Source organism: Alteromonas sp. B31-7 (genome assembly GCF_015767655.1).
GTDB lineage: Bacteria > Pseudomonadota > Gammaproteobacteria > Enterobacterales > Alteromonadaceae > Alteromonas > Alteromonas australica.
On the sequence record NZ_CP065233.1, the window covers coordinates 3,660,911 to 3,678,432 of the forward strand.

At 44.1% G+C, this 17,522-nt stretch carries 13 protein-coding genes; 9 read left to right on the forward strand and 4 right to left on the reverse strand.

Annotated elements, in window-relative coordinates:
* Positions 1-468: 468 nt before the first annotated feature.
* From IUA53_RS15975 to IUA53_RS16005, 7 genes are all read left to right on the forward strand, one after another.
* Positions 469-831: a hypothetical protein gene (locus IUA53_RS15975; protein WP_196897415.1), complete on the forward strand. Its 363-nt coding sequence runs from the start codon at positions 469-471 to the stop codon at positions 829-831.
* Between the two features lie 45 nt (positions 832-876).
* A protein-coding gene (locus tag IUA53_RS15980) for an IS3-like element ISAma1 family transposase (protein ID WP_085929700.1) occupies positions 877-2,045 on the forward strand; the annotation gives its coding sequence in 2 pieces (ribosomal slippage) (positions 877-1,126 and positions 1,126-2,045; 1,170 coding nt in all).
* 71 nt (positions 2,046-2,116) lie between these two features.
* Positions 2,117-2,680, forward strand: coding sequence for an SIR2 family protein (locus tag IUA53_RS15985; RefSeq protein WP_196899577.1), 564 nt, complete (start codon positions 2,117-2,119; stop codon positions 2,678-2,680).
* 82 nt (positions 2,681-2,762) lie between these two features.
* Positions 2,763-3,047, forward strand: a complete 285-nt coding sequence (tnpA, locus tag IUA53_RS15990; protein WP_196897416.1) for an IS66 family insertion sequence element accessory protein TnpA — start codon at positions 2,763-2,765, stop codon at positions 3,045-3,047.
* Positions 3,047-3,382 carry an IS66 family insertion sequence element accessory protein TnpB gene (tnpB, locus tag IUA53_RS15995; protein ID WP_196897417.1) on the forward strand — a complete coding sequence of 112 codons (336 nt, stop codon included), beginning with the start codon at positions 3,047-3,049 and terminating at the stop codon, positions 3,380-3,382. The genes tnpA and tnpB overlap by 1 nt, the downstream gene beginning before the upstream one ends.
* A gap of 23 nt (positions 3,383-3,405) precedes the next feature.
* Positions 3,406-4,962, forward strand: a complete 1,557-nt coding sequence (gene tnpC / locus IUA53_RS16000; protein WP_196897418.1) for an IS66 family transposase — start codon at positions 3,406-3,408, stop codon at positions 4,960-4,962.
* A 12-nt stretch (positions 4,963-4,974) separates the two neighbouring features.
* Positions 4,975-7,140 (forward strand): tetratricopeptide repeat protein, encoded by a 2,166-nt coding sequence (locus tag IUA53_RS16005; protein ID WP_348655126.1) that lies wholly within the window; start codon positions 4,975-4,977, stop codon positions 7,138-7,140.
* Positions 7,141-7,237: 97 nt separating this feature from the next.
* Here IUA53_RS16005 and IUA53_RS16010 read toward each other — a convergent pair whose 3' ends face one another.
* Positions 7,238-8,758, reverse strand: a complete 1,521-nt coding sequence (locus IUA53_RS16010; protein ID WP_196897420.1) for an ISNCY family transposase — start codon at positions 8,756-8,758, stop codon at positions 7,238-7,240.
* A 250-nt stretch (positions 8,759-9,008) separates the two neighbouring features.
* Here IUA53_RS16010 and IUA53_RS16015 point away from each other — a divergent pair, with 250 nt between their 5' ends.
* On the forward strand, positions 9,009-10,049 hold the full coding sequence (locus IUA53_RS16015) for an IS481 family transposase (RefSeq protein WP_069945679.1): 1,041 nt from the start codon (positions 9,009-9,011) through the stop codon (positions 10,047-10,049).
* A gap of 290 nt (positions 10,050-10,339) precedes the next feature.
* On the opposite strand, the gene IUA53_RS16020 is transcribed toward IUA53_RS16015, so the two are convergent.
* Positions 10,340-11,776, reverse strand: a complete 1,437-nt coding sequence (locus tag IUA53_RS16020; protein ID WP_196897421.1) for a serine hydrolase domain-containing protein — start codon at positions 11,774-11,776, stop codon at positions 10,340-10,342.
* 169 nt (positions 11,777-11,945) lie between these two features.
* On the opposite strand from IUA53_RS16020, the gene IUA53_RS20525 reads away from it, so the two are divergent.
* Positions 11,946-12,086 carry a helix-turn-helix domain-containing protein gene (locus IUA53_RS20525; RefSeq protein ID WP_414630859.1) on the forward strand — a complete coding sequence of 47 codons (141 nt, stop codon included), beginning with the start codon at positions 11,946-11,948 and terminating at the stop codon, positions 12,084-12,086.
* Between the two features lie 45 nt (positions 12,087-12,131).
* On the opposite strand, the gene IUA53_RS16030 is transcribed toward IUA53_RS20525, so the two are convergent.
* Together IUA53_RS16030 and sbcD are read right to left on the reverse strand one after the other, a co-directional pair.
* Positions 12,132-15,869: an AAA family ATPase gene (locus IUA53_RS16030; RefSeq protein WP_196897423.1), complete on the reverse strand. Its 3,738-nt coding sequence runs from the start codon at positions 15,867-15,869 to the stop codon at positions 12,132-12,134.
* Positions 15,870-17,318 carry an exonuclease subunit SbcD gene (gene sbcD / locus IUA53_RS16035; protein WP_196897424.1) on the reverse strand — a complete coding sequence of 483 codons (1,449 nt, stop codon included), beginning with the start codon at positions 17,316-17,318 and terminating at the stop codon, positions 15,870-15,872.
* Between the last annotated feature and the right edge of the window lie 204 nt (positions 17,319-17,522).

The window sequence follows — 17,522 nt, forward strand, 5'->3', positions numbered from 1 at the left end:
GCGCTCAGGTTTTCAGCAAACCTGAGCGCTAGTAAATAGGCTGCCACACTTCGTTTTAATTTTAGCCAAAACACTAGCGCTTTTAGCTTAAAGTTCGGTGATTAAGTGTATCCAAATCTGACAGCCTCTTGTGTACGTGAAGCAGTCATTGGCTTGTTGTAATTCTAATGGCAGCTATAAGTGAATAGCGGACCTTGAACGAAGTGATATTGCATATTACACATGATACTTGTCAGTTAAGTTGGAGTAATTTAGCGTGGGTGTCTCTGTAGTTTTTGAACAACTAATGAACTCAACCAAAGCTCTTGGTGATTTAAACATCTTAGGCACCGTTTAGCATTCTAATTAAAAGAAGCAAACATGGAAAATTAGAAGAGTTAACTTTAAATAAGACATCATATAGGTTTTTGTCGGAAAACCACATTCTGTCTTATGTGAAGATGCTTAATAACAATAGGAAGTTAGATTATGAACATCGATCCAATACTTAAACAGTTTGTTTTGGAAGGGAAGATTATTTTATTTTTTGGATCGGGTGCTTCGCTTGGTGCCAAGAACTCAGATGGCCAAACAATGCCAACAACCTCGAAGTTAAGAGACTTGATCGCTAATAAATTCTTAGACCAAAGTTGGACAAGCAGCCCTCTATCAGAAGTAGCTGAAATCGCAATTAGTCAAGCTGATATAGTCACAGTGCAGTCATTTTTGAGAGATAACTTTATAGATTTTGAACCCGAGAATTTCCAAAAGAAAATTCCCCAGTTTAGGTGGAGTGGAATTTATACAACCAATTATGACTTACTTATAGAAAAGGCTGACGTGCTCCAATAGATTCACACACCCAGTTAAGAGATAATTATCTCAACTGGAGTGTATATGAAAACCCGAAAAAGCTACTCGAAAGAATTCAAACTGGATGCGGTGAGTCTGGTTACAGAACAAAATTACAAGATTACTGAGGCTGCTCGCAGTCTTGGTATCAGTGCCAATATGTTAGGCCGCTGGCTTAAAGAGCAAGAATCAGAAGGGGCTCACGCATTTCGTGGCAATGGTAAGTTGACGCCCGAGCAGGAAGAAATTCGCCAACTGCGAGCAGAGAATAAGCGCCTGAAAATGGAGAAAGAGATCTTAAAAAAGGCAACGGTCTTCTTTGCCAAAGAAACCAAGTAAAATACGGTTTCATCACCCAACATAAGAAGACCTGGCCGATTAGCCTGATGTGCGAGATTCTTGGTGTCAGTCGCTGTAATTACTATAGCGCCGTGCGACGCAAGGAACACATTGAACCGGATCCGCAACATGATGAGTTAATTGAGTGGGTACAGAAAGTAGCAGATGCCAGTGACTTTACCTATGGCGTAAGACGTATGAAACGCGCGTTGAATTCGCTTGGTTATCCGGTTGGAAAACAGCGAACGAGAGCCTTGATGAAAGAAGCTGGAGTGAGCGTCAGACGACGTAGAAAATACAAAGTCACGACTAACAGCGACCATCAGCAACCTGTCTTCGATAACGTGCTGTCACGCGACTTTGATGCTCAAAAGCCAGACCAGGCGTATGTCTCTGACATTACCTACATCTGGACGCAAGAAGGCTGGCTGTATCTGGCCGTAGTGATTGACTTATTCTCACGAAAAATCGTGGGCTGGAGTATGGCATCGCGGATGAATGCCCAGCTTGTGTGTGATGCCTTAACGATGGCTTTGTGGCAACGTAAACCTAAAGTGGGCCTGATACATCATTCGGATCGCGGCTCTCAATACGCAAGCCGACAATTTAGACAGTTACTGACGCAATACAAGGTAACAGGTAGCATGAGCAGGAAAGGTGATTGTTGGGACAATGCCGTCGTAGAAAGCTTCTTCGGCACATTGAAACAAGAGCGAGTGCAGTGGCGTCACTACCAGAGTCGCCGTGCTGCCCAGCAGGATATTCTGCAATACATCACTATGTTTTATAACAGTCAGCGAATGCACTCATATCTGGATTACAAGAGTCCAAATCAATATGAGGCTGACATGGCTAACTTACAAAAAGCGGCTTAACTGGGTTGTGTGATTTTGGTTGACCACGTCAGGCTTACAAAAGCTTCAATGAGCCAAATAAGCAGGAGCTTGTGCCGATATACCGAACTACAGATAGGATAGAATCTAAAATTAAGGATGGAAATCAACAAATTGCATACACGAAATTACATGGTTGTATTACCAAAGTGGCTGAAGAGGACTTGCCACTAATTCTCACGCCTGAACAGTACGTGTCTCACAAAAAAGGTAGAGAAAAGCTTTTTGATAGGTTAGAAGATCAAGCCTTATCACACCCAATTCTTTTTGTAGGCCATAGTCTTAATGATTCAGATGTAAGAGAAGTTTTGCTAAAAGTCGGAAATCTAACTAGCAGCCGTCCTAGGTGTTGGGCGCTCATGTACGACTTCAAAGATCAACACAGAACCTTATGGGAAAGTAAAAGGATATCTTTAATAAAGGGAAGTTTTGAAGATTTCATAAACTCTCTCGATGAGCAAACAAGTGAGATAGAAAAAAATTATGAGCGTAGATCCTCTTCTCACCCGATAGAGTCCAAATTCGTCTCCAATGATTACTCCCTGACTATGGAAACTTTAAGGGTAATGGACAACCCATTGATTTTTATCAACCAAACAATGAGTCTTGATGAGTAAGCGATCAATTTAGACCGTCTTTTCCTCATTGAACTACCCCGTAAAATAGTCCCCGTAGATTTTACTCACGGAGACTTAATCGATGGCAACAAAAAGACGTACACGCGAGCAATGGCAGGAATTGGTTGATAAGCAAGCAGCAAGCGAACTGTCGGTCAGTGAATTTTGTGCACAGCATGCGCTAACAGTATCAAACTTCTATCTGTGGCGTAAAAAACTGAGCGATGATAGTCAATCGCTTGCGCCGCAGGATAACTGGCTTGCTTTTGATATGCCCGCGAGTGGGAACCAGAGTGCAGGCTCTACCTGGGAGATTGAATTAGCCTTGCCCGGTGGTGTGGTGCTGCGGATGAACCGGGCCGCCTGATGTTACCCTTATCCAATGGGCGTATTTGGCTGTATACCGGTAATACGGATATGCGCAAACAGTTTGATGGGCTGGCAGCACTGGTGCAGGGCAAGTTGGGCATGCAGGCGCATTGTGGTGACTGGTTTGTGTTTATCAATAAACGCCGCACGCAGCTCAAGGTGTTGTATTACTACCAGGGCGGTTATTGTTTGTGGAGCAAACGGTTAGAAAGAGGTACCTTCGCCAAAGTCACTGATGGCACAGCAAAAACACCATTAAACAGTGCCCAGTTACAGTGTTTGATTGATGGGATTTACTGGCAAAAAGGCAAACAAAACAGACGATTTAATTAACTGATTTTGTTATAATTTACGCCATGAAAACGCCCTCAGACAATCCCTCAAAAGATGCACAAATTGCGGCTTTATCCGATGAAGTTGCACAATTAAAGCATCAACTCGACTGGCTTAAACGCCAGTTGTTCGGGCGTAAGTCTGAAAAGGTGTTAGTGGATAATCCGGCGCAGAGCAGTTTGTTTGACGAGGGAGAGTCGCACGCCTTACCGGCAGACACCAAACCGGTGAAGGCCCATACCCGCTCATCCCAAAAACAACGCCGCGACTCGGATGTGAATGATGACGGCCTGCGCTTTGATGAGACGGTGCCGCAACAGGTGATTGACCTGCCTGCGCCGGAATTACAAGGAACGAATGCCGACCAGTATGAAGTTGTTGATATCAAAGAAACCCGTCGCTTAGCACAACAGCCCGGCAGTTATGTGGTACTGGTGTATCGTCGTCAGGTCGTGCGTCATAAAACCACGCAAACCCTTAAGGATACCCCGGCTCCTACCAATGTACTGGAAGGCTGTTACTGCGATGTCTCACTACTCGCTGGGCTGATGGTGGATAAAGCGGTATATCACTTACCGCTTCACCGCCAACATCAACGCATGCTTGATAGCGGTATCACCCTTAGCCGGGCTACCTTAATCAACTGGATACAACAAGGCATTGAGCTGCTTCGGCCCATCGCCAAGGCCCAGTGGCAGCACATTCTGCAAAGCAAAATCCTGATGATGGATGAAGTGCCCATTAAAGCCGGGCGTACCAAAGGGGCTGGCCGAAAACCGGGGCAAATGAAACAAACCTACTTCTGGCCGATGTACGGTGACAGTGATGAGGTGGCGTTTACCTGGAGTCACAGCCGGGGCATGTTGCACGCCAAAGCACAGTTACAGGACTTTACCGGTACCTTGCTCACAGATGGCTATGCCGCTTACACCAAAACGGTTGAACAATTAAATCAACACGAACGGCAGATTGTGCACGCTGCCTGTTGGGTACACATGCGCAGAGGCTTTGAAAAAGCCCTCGACAGTGAGCCTCACACCGCACAACAGGCATTGGATATTATCGCCACACTCTACCGGCATGAAAAACACATCCGGGATAAGCAATCAGACCTGGCCGATATCCATACCTACCGCCAACAACACAGCGAACCACTCGTGACTGACTTCTTCCGGTGGGTCTACCAACAACGACAGCGCACTGATTTACTACCCAAATCCCCCTTCGCCAAGGCGCTTCATTACACCGCTGAGCGAGAGAGCCAACTCAAGGTGTTCCTGAGTAACCCCGCGTTACCCATGGACACCAATCATCTTGAGCGGGCACTGCGGGTAATCCCCATGGGCAGAAAAAACTATTTGTTCTGTTGGTCCGAACTCGGGGCTGAACAACTGGGCATATTACAAAGCCTGATGGTGACTTGCCGCCTGCAAGGCGTCAATCCCTACCATTATCTGGTGGATGTATTGCAGCGTGTAGCACTGCACCCGGCCAAAGATGTACTCGACCTGACGCCAAGAGTCTGGAAAGAGAAATTCGCGGACAAAAAATTGACGAGCGATTTAGATAAAATGGGGTGATCCGGGTCTATATTGATCGCTTACCTTGATGAACATTGCTCACCCAACCTATTTTACCGAGGTTATTCGAATGGGTGGTCCCCAATAATTGAAGAGCTTGATGTTAGGCGCCGATTATCAGATGAGATTATTTCAGATGTTGTGTTGGCAGAAGAATCTGAGAAAAGTAACAAAGTCGAGCTATTCAATATTTCTGGTCCAGCGGGATGTGGAAAGTCTGTCGTACTTAAAAGAGTTGCATATGATTCAGCGATAGATTACGAAAGAATTTGCCTGTTTTGGAATTCAAACGAGAGTCTAGACATAAATGCAATTTTTGAAATTGCAGAAAAAGTAGGCGAAAGAATTTGTCTATTTTTAGACAAAGCTTCAATTCATGTCCATGATTTATTGTTATTACTGACCAAATTTAAACGGGCAAATCTACCTATAACGTGTTTTGTTGCTGAAAGAACTAATATTTGGAACACTGAGTGTTCTGCCTTGAATCGATTCCTTACGAACACCTTTGAATTGAGAAATCTTTCTCCAAGTGAAATAAATGATTTAATTTACAAGCTGGATAAGCATGAGTGTCTGGGAGCGTTAAAAGACCTCAGCAAAGAAGAGCAAATAAGTGCGTTTTCCAATAGATTAGGAAGGCAGTTATTGGTCATGTTGCATGAAGCAACCATGGCAAAAAGCTTTGTCGAAATAATTCAAGATGAATATGACAACATTGCTGAACGAAAAGCCCAATTAATATATAGAACAGTTTGCATAATGAATCAGTTTGGTATTCCCGTTAGAGCAGGAATAATCCATCGTATTCACAATATTGATTTTGAGGCATTCAAAGATGCCTTTTTTGAGCCTCTCGAAAACGTGCTGCACGTAACAGGGGCTCTTACTCAGGATATTTCTTACGAAGCTAGGCATCCGTCTATAGCTGAAATGGTGTTTTCACACGCCTTATCGACTGATGATGAAAAGCTGCATTCCTACTTAAGCTTACTTCAATCATTAGACATTGGGTATAGCTCAGATAGAGCCGCATTTAGGGAATTGATTAAATATCGCCACTTAAATAGTGTTTTTGGAAATCCTCTGGATATAGAGAAAATTTATAAAATGAGCTTTAGCGTATGCGACCACGATGATTATTACTATCAGCAGTTTGCGATTTTTTATATGCGCTCGAGTATTCAAAGACTTTCATTAGCTGAGAAATATTTGAGTCTTGCTAGAGAATACGGTCATCATAATAATTCAATTTCTCATACGTGGGCTGAATTAGAGTTGATTAAAGCTGGTAAAGCAAAAGGATTAGAAAGAGAAAGGTTATATAATAAAGCAAGTCGATTAGCTTTAGAATCTTCGCAATCTGCTTCTGATTCTTCATACGGCCATAGCACCATGTGCAAAATCGCGATTCAGCGCTTGGAGGATGCTTTAACAACAGAGGATGACGAATTGATTTCTGACGCAACCGATAAAGCGAAGCAAGCTTCAAAAAGTGCCTTAAAGTCAAACCCGGACAACGATGTTTTGCTTGAATTAGATGCCAAGATAGCGTTGCTACTCAACGATAACGAACGAGCAACAAATGCATTAGAAAAGGCATTCTCCATTAACAATGGAAATAGTCATCTGGCTAGCGCATTGGGAGACATTTATTTATCAAAAGGGGAAGTTGAGAAGGCTTTGAGCGTGTATGGCAGAGTTTTGGAAGCAAACCATAATGACAAAATAGCTCATGGGAAACTCGCTCTTATTTACTCTACCATACTTGCCGATGGCAAAGATGATAAAGCTGAGTATCACTGGAGAAAGTCATTTACCGACGGTGATGGAAACATTGTTAATCACGTATGGTATTCAAGACAGCTCTACTTAAATAATAAGTACGAGGATTTCAAAACGTTTATCAATAAAATCAGAGGCTACAGGATGCCTCCACTTACGAGAAACACTATCCGTGGGATTGTTAGTGAAGATGGTAAAGCTTCATTTTTTACAGGTACCGTTGTTAAAAAGGAAGCCAGTTACATGTTGCTAGTATCGACAGGATTCAAAGGTTTTCATTTCTTACATGTTTCAAATTGTTCTGAAGAAGAATGGGAGAAATACACTTTGGGCTCCCAAGTATGTTACAACCTAGGTTTTACAGTATCCGGAGCCGCAGCTGTAATACCTTAAGATGAATTAGTGTGATTACCAAGGGATTATGTCGGTCTAATTACCGAGCGATTTTGTCGTAAATAGCATATCAGCCAGTTGCTAAACTGGCTATCTTTTATGCCGATTCAGCCAGAGCATTAGATTTTTCGACTCGCAATGCGGTGGTATTCATATTGTTTCTTAGCCAAATGCTACGCACACCGCCCGCGCTAATATCAACACCTAGGGCTTCACTGAGCTTTATCGCGACTTTCTGCTGACCAAGGTGAGGGTGTTCAATTGAGAATTGCACAACGGCGTCTTCTATCGCCTTATCCACACAGTTTTTGTGACGCACATCAGGTGTTTCTTGGCGTTTTAGTGCGGCAGGGCCACCTTGCTTAACCAGTCTTAAGTGTCGATGAATAGTGTCCCGTGATACGCCACTTTGGCGCGATGCAGCGCTGACACTTCCAAGCTTTTCGATTAACGCTAATACTTCAAGTTTCTTCTGTATTGCCAAGTCTTCTGATGCCAGTTTGCTTGGTTCATTAACTTCCGAGATCTTCAGTTTGCGACCAGCGAAGTGAGCGGTAAACCCTTTTTTACTCGTGTTCCTTATCTCGATTTTCTGATTGGTAATGGAGTGCTTGAGCGGTGAATCTATTAGGTAGAACTTGTTGCCATAACTGAAGGTATGGTCATTACGTATTTTGCGGTGATCTTTAATGACGCAGATATCATCAAGGTTGATGTGTTTCGACAGAGGCGTAAATTCAGGTGCTTGTTTTGATTTAACTTGAATTTTGGTTTGCCAGAACTGCGGAATAAAGACGTGTTTAAGGTAGGCATTGGCGGCAGCAATATCATTAATATTGTTCAGCCTAAGCTCGGGAACAAGACGGTCTTGGAAGGTATCGAATGCTCGCTCAATACGGCCTTTGCCTTGTGGTGAATTGGCAAAGATGATTTCAATCCCTAGCTCTTCGCAAGCCCTCTGCATCTGTGAGAAGTTGCAGCGTTTAGGGCCGCCGAAGATACCGGCTCTATCGACATAAAGCGTTTTGAACACGCCTTTGGCTTCAATACAATCTCGCATCACTTGCAAACAACCAACCGTCGTTTCTGAGGGAAAGAACTCGGCGTAGACTTCACTGGTTGCATCATCAATCATGGCAATTAAACAGTGCTTTTTATCCCCAAACCAGAGATGTGGACTGCCATCCATTTGCATCATTAGACCCGGTGCTTCCATGCGCTCTCTGCGTTTTCGAACATTGCTACGTCTTCGTTTGGCTCGTTTAACATGATGAATATCATGTGCCCAACCACGCAGTGTCTCTCGTTTCACGACAATGTGTTCATCAGTTTCTAGCTTTTCCGCAAGATGGAGCAAATTTAAATCAAAATACTTTTCTTTGATTAAGACCTGCACCGCTTTTTTTATTGATTCCGGCGTTTTGTTGAGTGGGGCTTTACCACTGTTACCATGAATAGCGAATTGAATACCAACTTGCTGATATTGCTTTACGTAGCGTTCAATGGTGCGTCGAGACTTGCTGAGTAACTTAGCAGCATTGACAATTGTTATCCTGCCTTCAACCACTTTAGCAATAATATCAACGGTTAGTTGAGCTTTAGAATCCATCACGATCATCCTCAACATGCCTCAAATATTCAAAAAAAGAACATTACCAGACATGTAAAAAAGTGACCGACAGTTTCCCTTGGTAATTAGCGCTTACGACAGAATCGCTTGGTAATTAAGATACGACAAAGTCGCTTGGTGTTAACACCTTAAGATGAATTAGTCTCGACTTAATCTGACACTTCTTCTTGAAAAGATGAGAGTTACCCGTTTTGATAAAGGTGTCGAATCTTTAATCAAAACAAAATAGGTAACTCTCATGTTGCATACTAACAATCCAATCATTAAACACAAAGCAGGTTTGCTTAATCTCGCAGAAGAACTCGGAAATGTATCAAGAGCGTGTAAAGTTATGGGCGTTTCTCGCGATACCTTTTACCGTTATCAGGAACTTGTAGAGGACGGTGGAATTGACTCGTTAATCGATAAAAGTCGCAGAACTCCAAATCTTAAAAACCGCGTTGATGAAGTGACAGAACAAGCTGTCATTGATTACGCTATCGAGTTTCCAGCTCACGGCCAACACAGAACGAGCAATGAGCTTAGGAAGAGAAGTATATTTGTGTCTGGCAGTGGAGTTAGATCCATTTGGCTTCGTCATGACTTGGAGAACTTCAAGAAGCGGCTGAAAGCGTTAGAAGATAAAGTCGCTAATGACGGCATAATCCTCACAGATTCGCAGGTTGCAGCGTTAGAGAAAAAGAAGAATGATGACGAAGCTTGCGGTGAGATAGAAACCCTTCACCCCGGCTACTTAGGCTCGCAAGACACGTTTTATGTGGGAAACTTGAAAGGTGTTGGTCGTATCTATCAGCAAACCTTCATTGATACGTACAGCAAGGTGGCCTTCGCCAAACTGTATACCACCAAAACGCCGATAACCGCTGCTGACGCTCTCAATGACAAGGTACTGCCTTACTTCGAGCAGCATGACTTACCGATGCTCAGAATACTTACCGATCGCGGTACAGAATATTGTGGGAAGGTAGAGCACCATGATTACCAGCTTTACCTTGCTATCAACGACATCGATCACACAAAAACTAAAGCAATGTCACCGCAAACCAATGGTATCTGCGAGCGCTTCCACAAAACGATATTGAATGAGTTCTACCAAGTTACGTTCCGTAAGAAACTATATGCGTCGCTAGAAGAGCTTCAAAAAGATCTGGACGTGTGGATGGATTACTACAACAATGAAAGGACTCATCAGGGCAAAATGTGCTGTGGCAGAACGCCACTGGAAACATTAATCGATGGGAAACGGACTTGGGCTGAGAAGAATCTAGCTCAAATCTAAACTGACAGCGACACCTGAAAAACGGGTAACTGTCAGATCAAGTCTGAGCTAGTACACTTAAGAACTATAAAATAAGGCGTTTCTCACTCAATGCTGGAGGTTATCGGGTGGGTAAGGCCTTATGTCTGCTTTTGGCCCTAATCGGATATTTAAAAAGCTCAGTGTAGAATGTCCGTTATTTGTCTAATTGCGCCTGTCCTTCGAAGCAATAGTAGGATAGAGTCGCTTTCTTGATCCATTCGATTGAAACAAAATATTATTGGTATTGAATAGTGAAATAAGCTGGCCTTTTACTGTTGCTGGTATACCAGTGAACCGTTTGTTAGCATGAATTTACCGTCATCATTCATTGATGTGGTAATAGGGCGTGATATGGAACCAAAGTGAGCGACATACTCACCGTCAACGTTCAATAGAACACCTTCTAATACGCCCCAACTTACCTTTATCTGATTATCTTCAACATAAATTGTCATCTGCGGCCAGTTTTGCGTATTTATGTAAGAACCAATTAGACTGTTAACCTTGCCGTCTGCAGGCACGATTTGCGATGGAGAAGGTGCAGACAGTCGTTGTTTGTCAATGAACTGCTGCAACCGCTGTGATTCTTCAGCAAGGAGCGACTGGGTATTGTCTTTAGACAACATTGTGTTGTATGCGTAGTTAGCGATGACGTGTGGTAAGAGAAAGGCAATATCCTGATTGGTAAAGCTGATTACGCCAATTTTTTTCTCAGGCATAAACGAGACATGGATGCTGTACCCCGCATAAGTGCCGAAGCGTGTTAGCAAGGTCTCAGCATTGTATTGTGCTACATCCCAGCCTAACGTGTAGCCTGTTCTCTGGTAAGTGAAATATTGTCGGTCTTGCTCAACCTGTTTGCTGTGCATCAATTCAAATAGCTTCGAGTCTTTTTCGTTGCCTAGGCTTTGCTTAATATTGGCTTGCAGCCAGCGGCTGAGGTCAGCGACTGTAGACGTTAGCCCGCCAGATGCGTGCATAGTTTGGTTAGTTTTAAAGTGTCCTTGCAGGAATCTTGTGCCATTATTTGCGGTGACAATCGAGGGAAATATTTTGTCGGGAACTTCATGAGTGGTATTTGTCATTCCAAGTGGTGAGAAAATACGTTCATTGAGCAGGTTCTGCCAAGGTTTCCCTAACGTTGACTCGAACGCCATAGCCGCAACAATCGGACCTGTGTTTGAGTATCGGAACCCCTTATTCGGTGCAACTAATGTATTAAAATTTAGAGCGTTAACAAGTTCGGCTTGGTCGGCATACCCTAAGTAAGCGGTTTTAAATGAATGCTGAATACTGGTAAAGCCGCTAGTGTGTGTGAGCAGCTGCTTAAGGGTGATGCTTTGTGCATCTACCTTGTGGTTAGTGATGAGATTTTTGTTATAGCCAACGACTGGCTTGTTTAAGTCGATTTCCTCATTTGCATGTAATAATGCCGCCAAAGTGCTGGTCATCGCCTTGGTGTGTGAGGCAATCAAAAATTGACTATTTTCGTCAAAATGTAGCGTTTCTTGTGAAAATTCATCAAAAGACACCAACCCTTCTTCGTTCACGATTGCCACAAATTGTGTACCAATTAACTGATTCTCCTCTACCAGATTCTTAAGAACCTGCTCCATATCTGAGACCTGAGCTGCGTCGGTCGAGAATGCAAGAGGGCTTGCAAAACCCAGTGAAAGCGCGACAATCCTATATAGTAATCTTTTCATTATCTTATATCCAAAACGAGAATGTGAGTTAAGTGTGTTTCCACGGTTGCCAGCTTTGTCCCTAAAAATGTGGTCAGTCATGCACAACTGGGGTCTGGAATAGCAATAGCTATACCAGTATTATCAGGAAGGTTATGGAGATACCCGCGGACAGCAGGTGTTCATCTTAGTGGGGATAAAACGGTCAATTACATCAGTTATGCTTGACTCCGGATTTCAAACGAAGTCCAGCTTCAACAAAGAGTTTAAAACGCTTAAAAACCTATCACCGTCTGAATACCGAGAAAAGCAAATGAGTAAATTGAAATGACTGCTCAATTGCTTAGTATGAATCACACATATGAGCCACTACATATTACGCAACCATATACCTTGCATCCAATGCACTTAATCCTACCCCGTTGCGTTTGATAACTTTTAGTTGCGTGGGGATGCGCTCTTTCATCGCTTCAATATGGCTAATGACACCAATCATTTTGCCGCTGGCATTCAGGTTGTCTAACGCGTCGAGCGCGACATCTAAGGTTTCAGCATCTAAGGTACCAAAGCCTTCATCTAGGAATAGCGAGTCGATACTGGTTTTGTGGCTCACTAAGTCTGACAGCGCTAGCGCCAACGCTAAACTCACTAAAAAGCTTTCTCCGCCTGACAAAGTTTTGGTGTCTCGCTCCACATCGCCCTGCCAAGTATCCAGCACACTTAAGCCCAGCCCCTCGTTTTCTTTACGGCTTAACTGATACCTACCGTGCAACTTGTCTAGCTGCTGGTTGGCCAATTGAACAAGATTATCTAGCGTTAATCCCTGTGCGAAACGCCTGAATTTATCACCACTGGCCGAACCGATAAGCGAATGCAAATAGGTAATGTCGTCGTAATAGGCTTCAAACGTTGCCATTTCTTCCACGAGTTTTTGCTGCTTTTCACGGGCTTGATGGTTCGCGTGAAGTTGTTGCTCAAGTTGCCCTAACGACGATAAAAGCCCATCTCTTTGCTGCGCGATTTCAGTTATTTGCAGCCCTACCCACTCTGAACCATGGTGTTCTAACGACTGCGCCCAGCGTTCGGCATGCGCTTTAGCTGACAGCGACTTTTGGGTGGCCAATGCATTTTCTACTAACAAGTCTGCCTGCTGCTTTTTATGGGTTAAGCGCTTTTGAAGTTCAACGTAGCCCATTCGGGTTTCTTCATCGAGTAACGCATTGCTGAAAGCTTGTTCGTTGGAAAAGGGGCTGTCTGCCAGTTTGGCGTTAAAAGCCTCAGTGGCGTCATTGAGCGCCTGTTGCTTTTCAGCCATTTGCCCATTGAGCTGCGCAATTTCAGCCTCTAAACGGGATAACGCGTTATCTGTTTTTTGCAGCTCTGCTTTGGTGTCACTCAGTTGTTGTTCTGCATCATCGACTTTTTTTCGTGCTTTGCTTCGAGCTTCATCAATATCAGCTTCCGGGAAAATGTCTAGGCGGGTATTCCGCAGCGCAACCAATTTCTCTTCGTGCTGTGTTAATTGGGTTAACACTTCCTTAAGTTGCGCCTGCGCACTTTCGATATCGCGGTCTATTAGTAGTAATGTTTCATTAACACTTTGCAACTCGTCTTTAAGTGCGTCGCGCTGCTGTTGCTTTTGCTTATAGGTTTTAAGCGCGTCGGCTTTTTCATTTAACCAGTGAAGAATATGGCCCACGACCGGTGCTTGGCTTTCGGTAGCGTCACTTTCGCTCGCTGAAAAAGAATCATGATGGGCACTAATATCTTGCCTCAATGCAGCCACTTTCTCGTTAACCGCCTTGGTTTTGTGCGTCAATTCATTTTGGCGTTCGCGTATTTGCTTTGCCAATGTCTCCCTCTGTTGCTGATTCATCGCATGGGCAGACTGTTCAGCTTGCAAAGTAGTGTGTGCTTGGCTCGCTCGTTGCATTGCAGTATTGAGCGTCTGTTCACATTGCTCAATATGCTTTACCTGCACATTTATTTCATCTAAACGGGTTTTAAACTGCTGAGTAAACTTCTCCACACTTTGGGCAGTGTCTACTTTCACCTCTTTAAAACGAGGAATATCGGTGCACAGTTGGTTTGAGATCCTGTGCCATTTAACAAGTAGCGCCTCACTTTGTGAGTGAGCCTGAGTAAGTTGCTTTTCCACTTGGGCAAGCGTCAGCTCGGTTTGCGTGACACTGTCTTTTGCCTTGGCCCCTTTTTGTTCTATGTCATCAAGCTGCTGCTTCGTGATGTCTCGCTTAGCAATGGTGTCTGGCACATCTATGGTCACGCTAGACGTGGTGTGATCATTAGCCCCGCATACCGGGCAAGGTTCTCCACTTTTTAATTGCGCACGCAAGTGAGCCACTTCTGCATCAAGGGCAATAAGCGCGTCAATATCTTTTAAGTTACTGCGGGTTGCTTTATACGCCTGGACTAAGCTGTTTCGCTCTGCTTGTTGCTGTAAAAGCGTGCTAGCGAGTGCATCTTGTTGAGCGGTAAGAGACGCTTTATCCTCTTCACACACAAGATATTGCTGTTGAACATGGGCTAGCTGCACCAAATTGTCCCAATGGTTTAGCTTTATATCGCGCTCTTGCTGCAAACTGGCTTTGCTAGTGTTACTAAGTACTGCGTGTAACGCCTGTTCACAGTGGGCTACCCTCGTTTTTTCAGCGTTGTAATTATCCGTCAGTACGCTCAATACTTGCTGACTTTCTTCTATTGAGCCATCGAGTGTGGCTAGCACTTCCCTTTCTTTACTTAAGGCTTCCGTTAGCGCTTTTAGTTGCTGTTGCTCGTTGTCTATGTAGCGAGCAGTTTCACCCCATCCACTCATAAATTCAGCTATACCGAGTAATGCGCTGTGTTCGCTTAGGAAGGTCTCTAATGTCGCCAGCGTTGATTTATTCTCCGCCGAAGCGCTTTCGGTATCCGCACGGTGCGTTTTTAGCTGTTCTAGCGTTTGCGTTAAACGCTGTGATGCTTCCTTGGCTTTTTGCTGCGCGTTGATATGTTGCGCTATGTCACTATCAAGGGGAATGACGTGTTCATGTATACGCTTTTCAAGGGCCGCAGTTTGCGCTTTGGCTTCTTTGAGTTCTGATTCAGCATAACTAGCGGCTGCAATTAACTGCCCTTTTTTGCTTTGCAATTCAGGTAGTTGATCTGCTTTGTGGTTCACACTATTTTGGTAGCGGGTAACATCTTGTTGAAGTGAATTGCGCTGTAAGTAGGGCACGCGAAGTTTTTCTGCCGGTTCGCTTTGTGCTAAACGCGCAAGCGTTTGCTCTGCCCCATTAATGGCATCATTCGCTGAATTCTGGGCTTGTTTCGCGTCATAAAGCGCCTGTTCGTTGCTTTTTACTGCAAGTTGCCATTGTTGCTGTTGTTGCAATTCGGCTAGTTGCTTATTAAATGCTTCTATCCGCTGCTGGGTACTGGCTTGCTCTTGTTTTAACTGTGCAACGTGCTCATCACTGAGTAAGGTAACCCCTTCAAGCTTCAATTCATATTCTTTTTTCTTTTGTTTGGCATCGCTAAATTGTTGATGCACTGCTTGAGAAATTTGCCCGTAAATTTCTGTTCCCGTCAGCTCTTCTAAAAGCTCTGCTCTGTCACCTTCATTAGCATTTAAAAAGGCGGCAAAGTCACCCTGCGATAACATCATCGATTTTGTAAAGCGCGCAAAATTAAGGCCAGTCAGTTTTTCTATTTCTTCATTTTTAGGTCTCACTTGCGTGGCTAAAACATCGCCGCTTTCAACTTCTGCCAGCTCTACATCAGCACTTTGCAAGTTACCGTCAACCTTTCCTCGCGCTCGGCGCATACTCCAAAATGCTCGATAGGCTTTGCCTTTAATATCAAATTCTACTTCGGCCAAACACTCGGCTGTGCCGCGAGTCATAATGTCATTGTTCGATGTAGAAATAGCACCAAGACGAGGAGTTTGGTGATATAACGCCAAGCAGATGGCATCTAGCAACGTGGTCTTGCCTGCCCCCGTGGGGCCGGTAATTGCGAACAAACCATTGTCGATAAAAGGCGATTGAGTGAAATCAATTTTCCACTCTCCTTTCAGGGCATTGAGATTTTTAAGGCGTAAAGTCAGTATTCTCATTTATGCTTCGCCTTGTGTTGCTTGGTTTTGCTCAGAAGCCGACGCACTGCCGCTCAACGTGCTTAGCGGTTCTGTCTCTTCTTTGTTTGCTAAGTCTTCTTTGTTTGTATGCACAAGCTCTACGGCATCAGAAAACAAATGCCTAATGCGATCAATACGCGACAACGGTGTACTTTTCGACTGTGGTTCTATCGTTTCAGTTACGGTGTCCGCAGGTGTTTCGTCTAAAGACGCCAAGGCCAGACGCGCTTCAAATACATCTTTAACCGACAACTCACTAAGCTGAACATTTTGCGTTTCGCTCAAGCTTTTCGCTGTGCGCTGACGTACCCGTTTAAGCTGCAGAATCTCAGCGTTTTTGCCCTCTAAAAATTGCTGAACCCGTTGCTGTAAATCAGAAAGGTAGTCTTGTGTTTCCACTTCAATGCAAAGCCACACCGTACTTTTATTGCTATCAGTATCTACGCCATTGGTTGAATCAGTCTTTGATGCCTGGGCAATTGCCTCGCTTGCGTTGATGGCTTTTTCAATAGCTTGTAAGTCTCCTTTAATCACCTCCATGGGTTGGAAGCGAGGCACAGGGAGTGTAGAGATGCACGGGGATGTACTTTGCGACGTAAATTCCACCAATACCACTTGTTTTTGCGTATTGAGCTCATCAAAGCTTAACGGTATCGGCGAGCCTGAATAACGAATATGTTCGGTTTTTGCCACTTTTTGCGGCCTGTGTATGTGCCCAAGCGCAATGTAATCAGCGGGCGGAAAACCTCTAGCGTCAAAGCCCTCAAGAGTACCTATGTAAATGTCACGCACACTTTCTGACTGGCTGACACCTAACGCGGTTAAGTGTCCAGTAGCGACGATTGGAATCCCGTTATTCTGCTCGTCGTTGGCCCCTTTTGCTTTTTCAATCAAAGCCGCCCGTTGTGCTACCGCTTGATGGTACAGTGCCGCATAATGCTGTTTGATTGCATCGCCCAGTGCCTGGCGCTTATCAGTGGCGCTTTGTCCTGCTTCACTCACCAGCACATCACGAGGCCGAATAAAAGGCACAGCACACAACACCGCACTTGGCTGCCCTTCGCGGTTATTTAAGGTAATTACCTGCTCGCTTGTCTCGCCATAAGTACTGGCAATCACATGGCTATTTAGGTACTTAAGTAGCGCCTTGCTTTCATTTAAAACCGACACAGAATCATGATTTCCACCCAGTACCACAAGCGTACATTGCAACCCTTGTAATTCTCCGATAAACCCGTGGTAAAGCTCTCTGGCATAACTTGGCGGCGTCCCTGTATCAAAGACATCACCAGCGACAATTACGGCATCAATTTCATGTTTCTTTACTACGTTTAAAAGCCATTTTAAGAATGCTTGGTGTTCGTGTTTTCGGCTTTTTGTAAAAAAGCTTTGCCCTAAATGCCAATCAGACGTGTGCAGTATTTTCATGTAAGTGAAACGCCAACAAAGAAAAATAGAAATGAATTGGGCTCATTCTAATATGAATGAGGTATGCATCAACAGCGCATAAGACAGAAAAAGGCCGAATCGTCAGTATCTATGAAAAGAAGCACACATTTATGGAAAATAATCAAAGTGAGAAAACCTTTTAAGTTTACAAAAAAACATTATTCTTTCGACGAGTTTTTCATG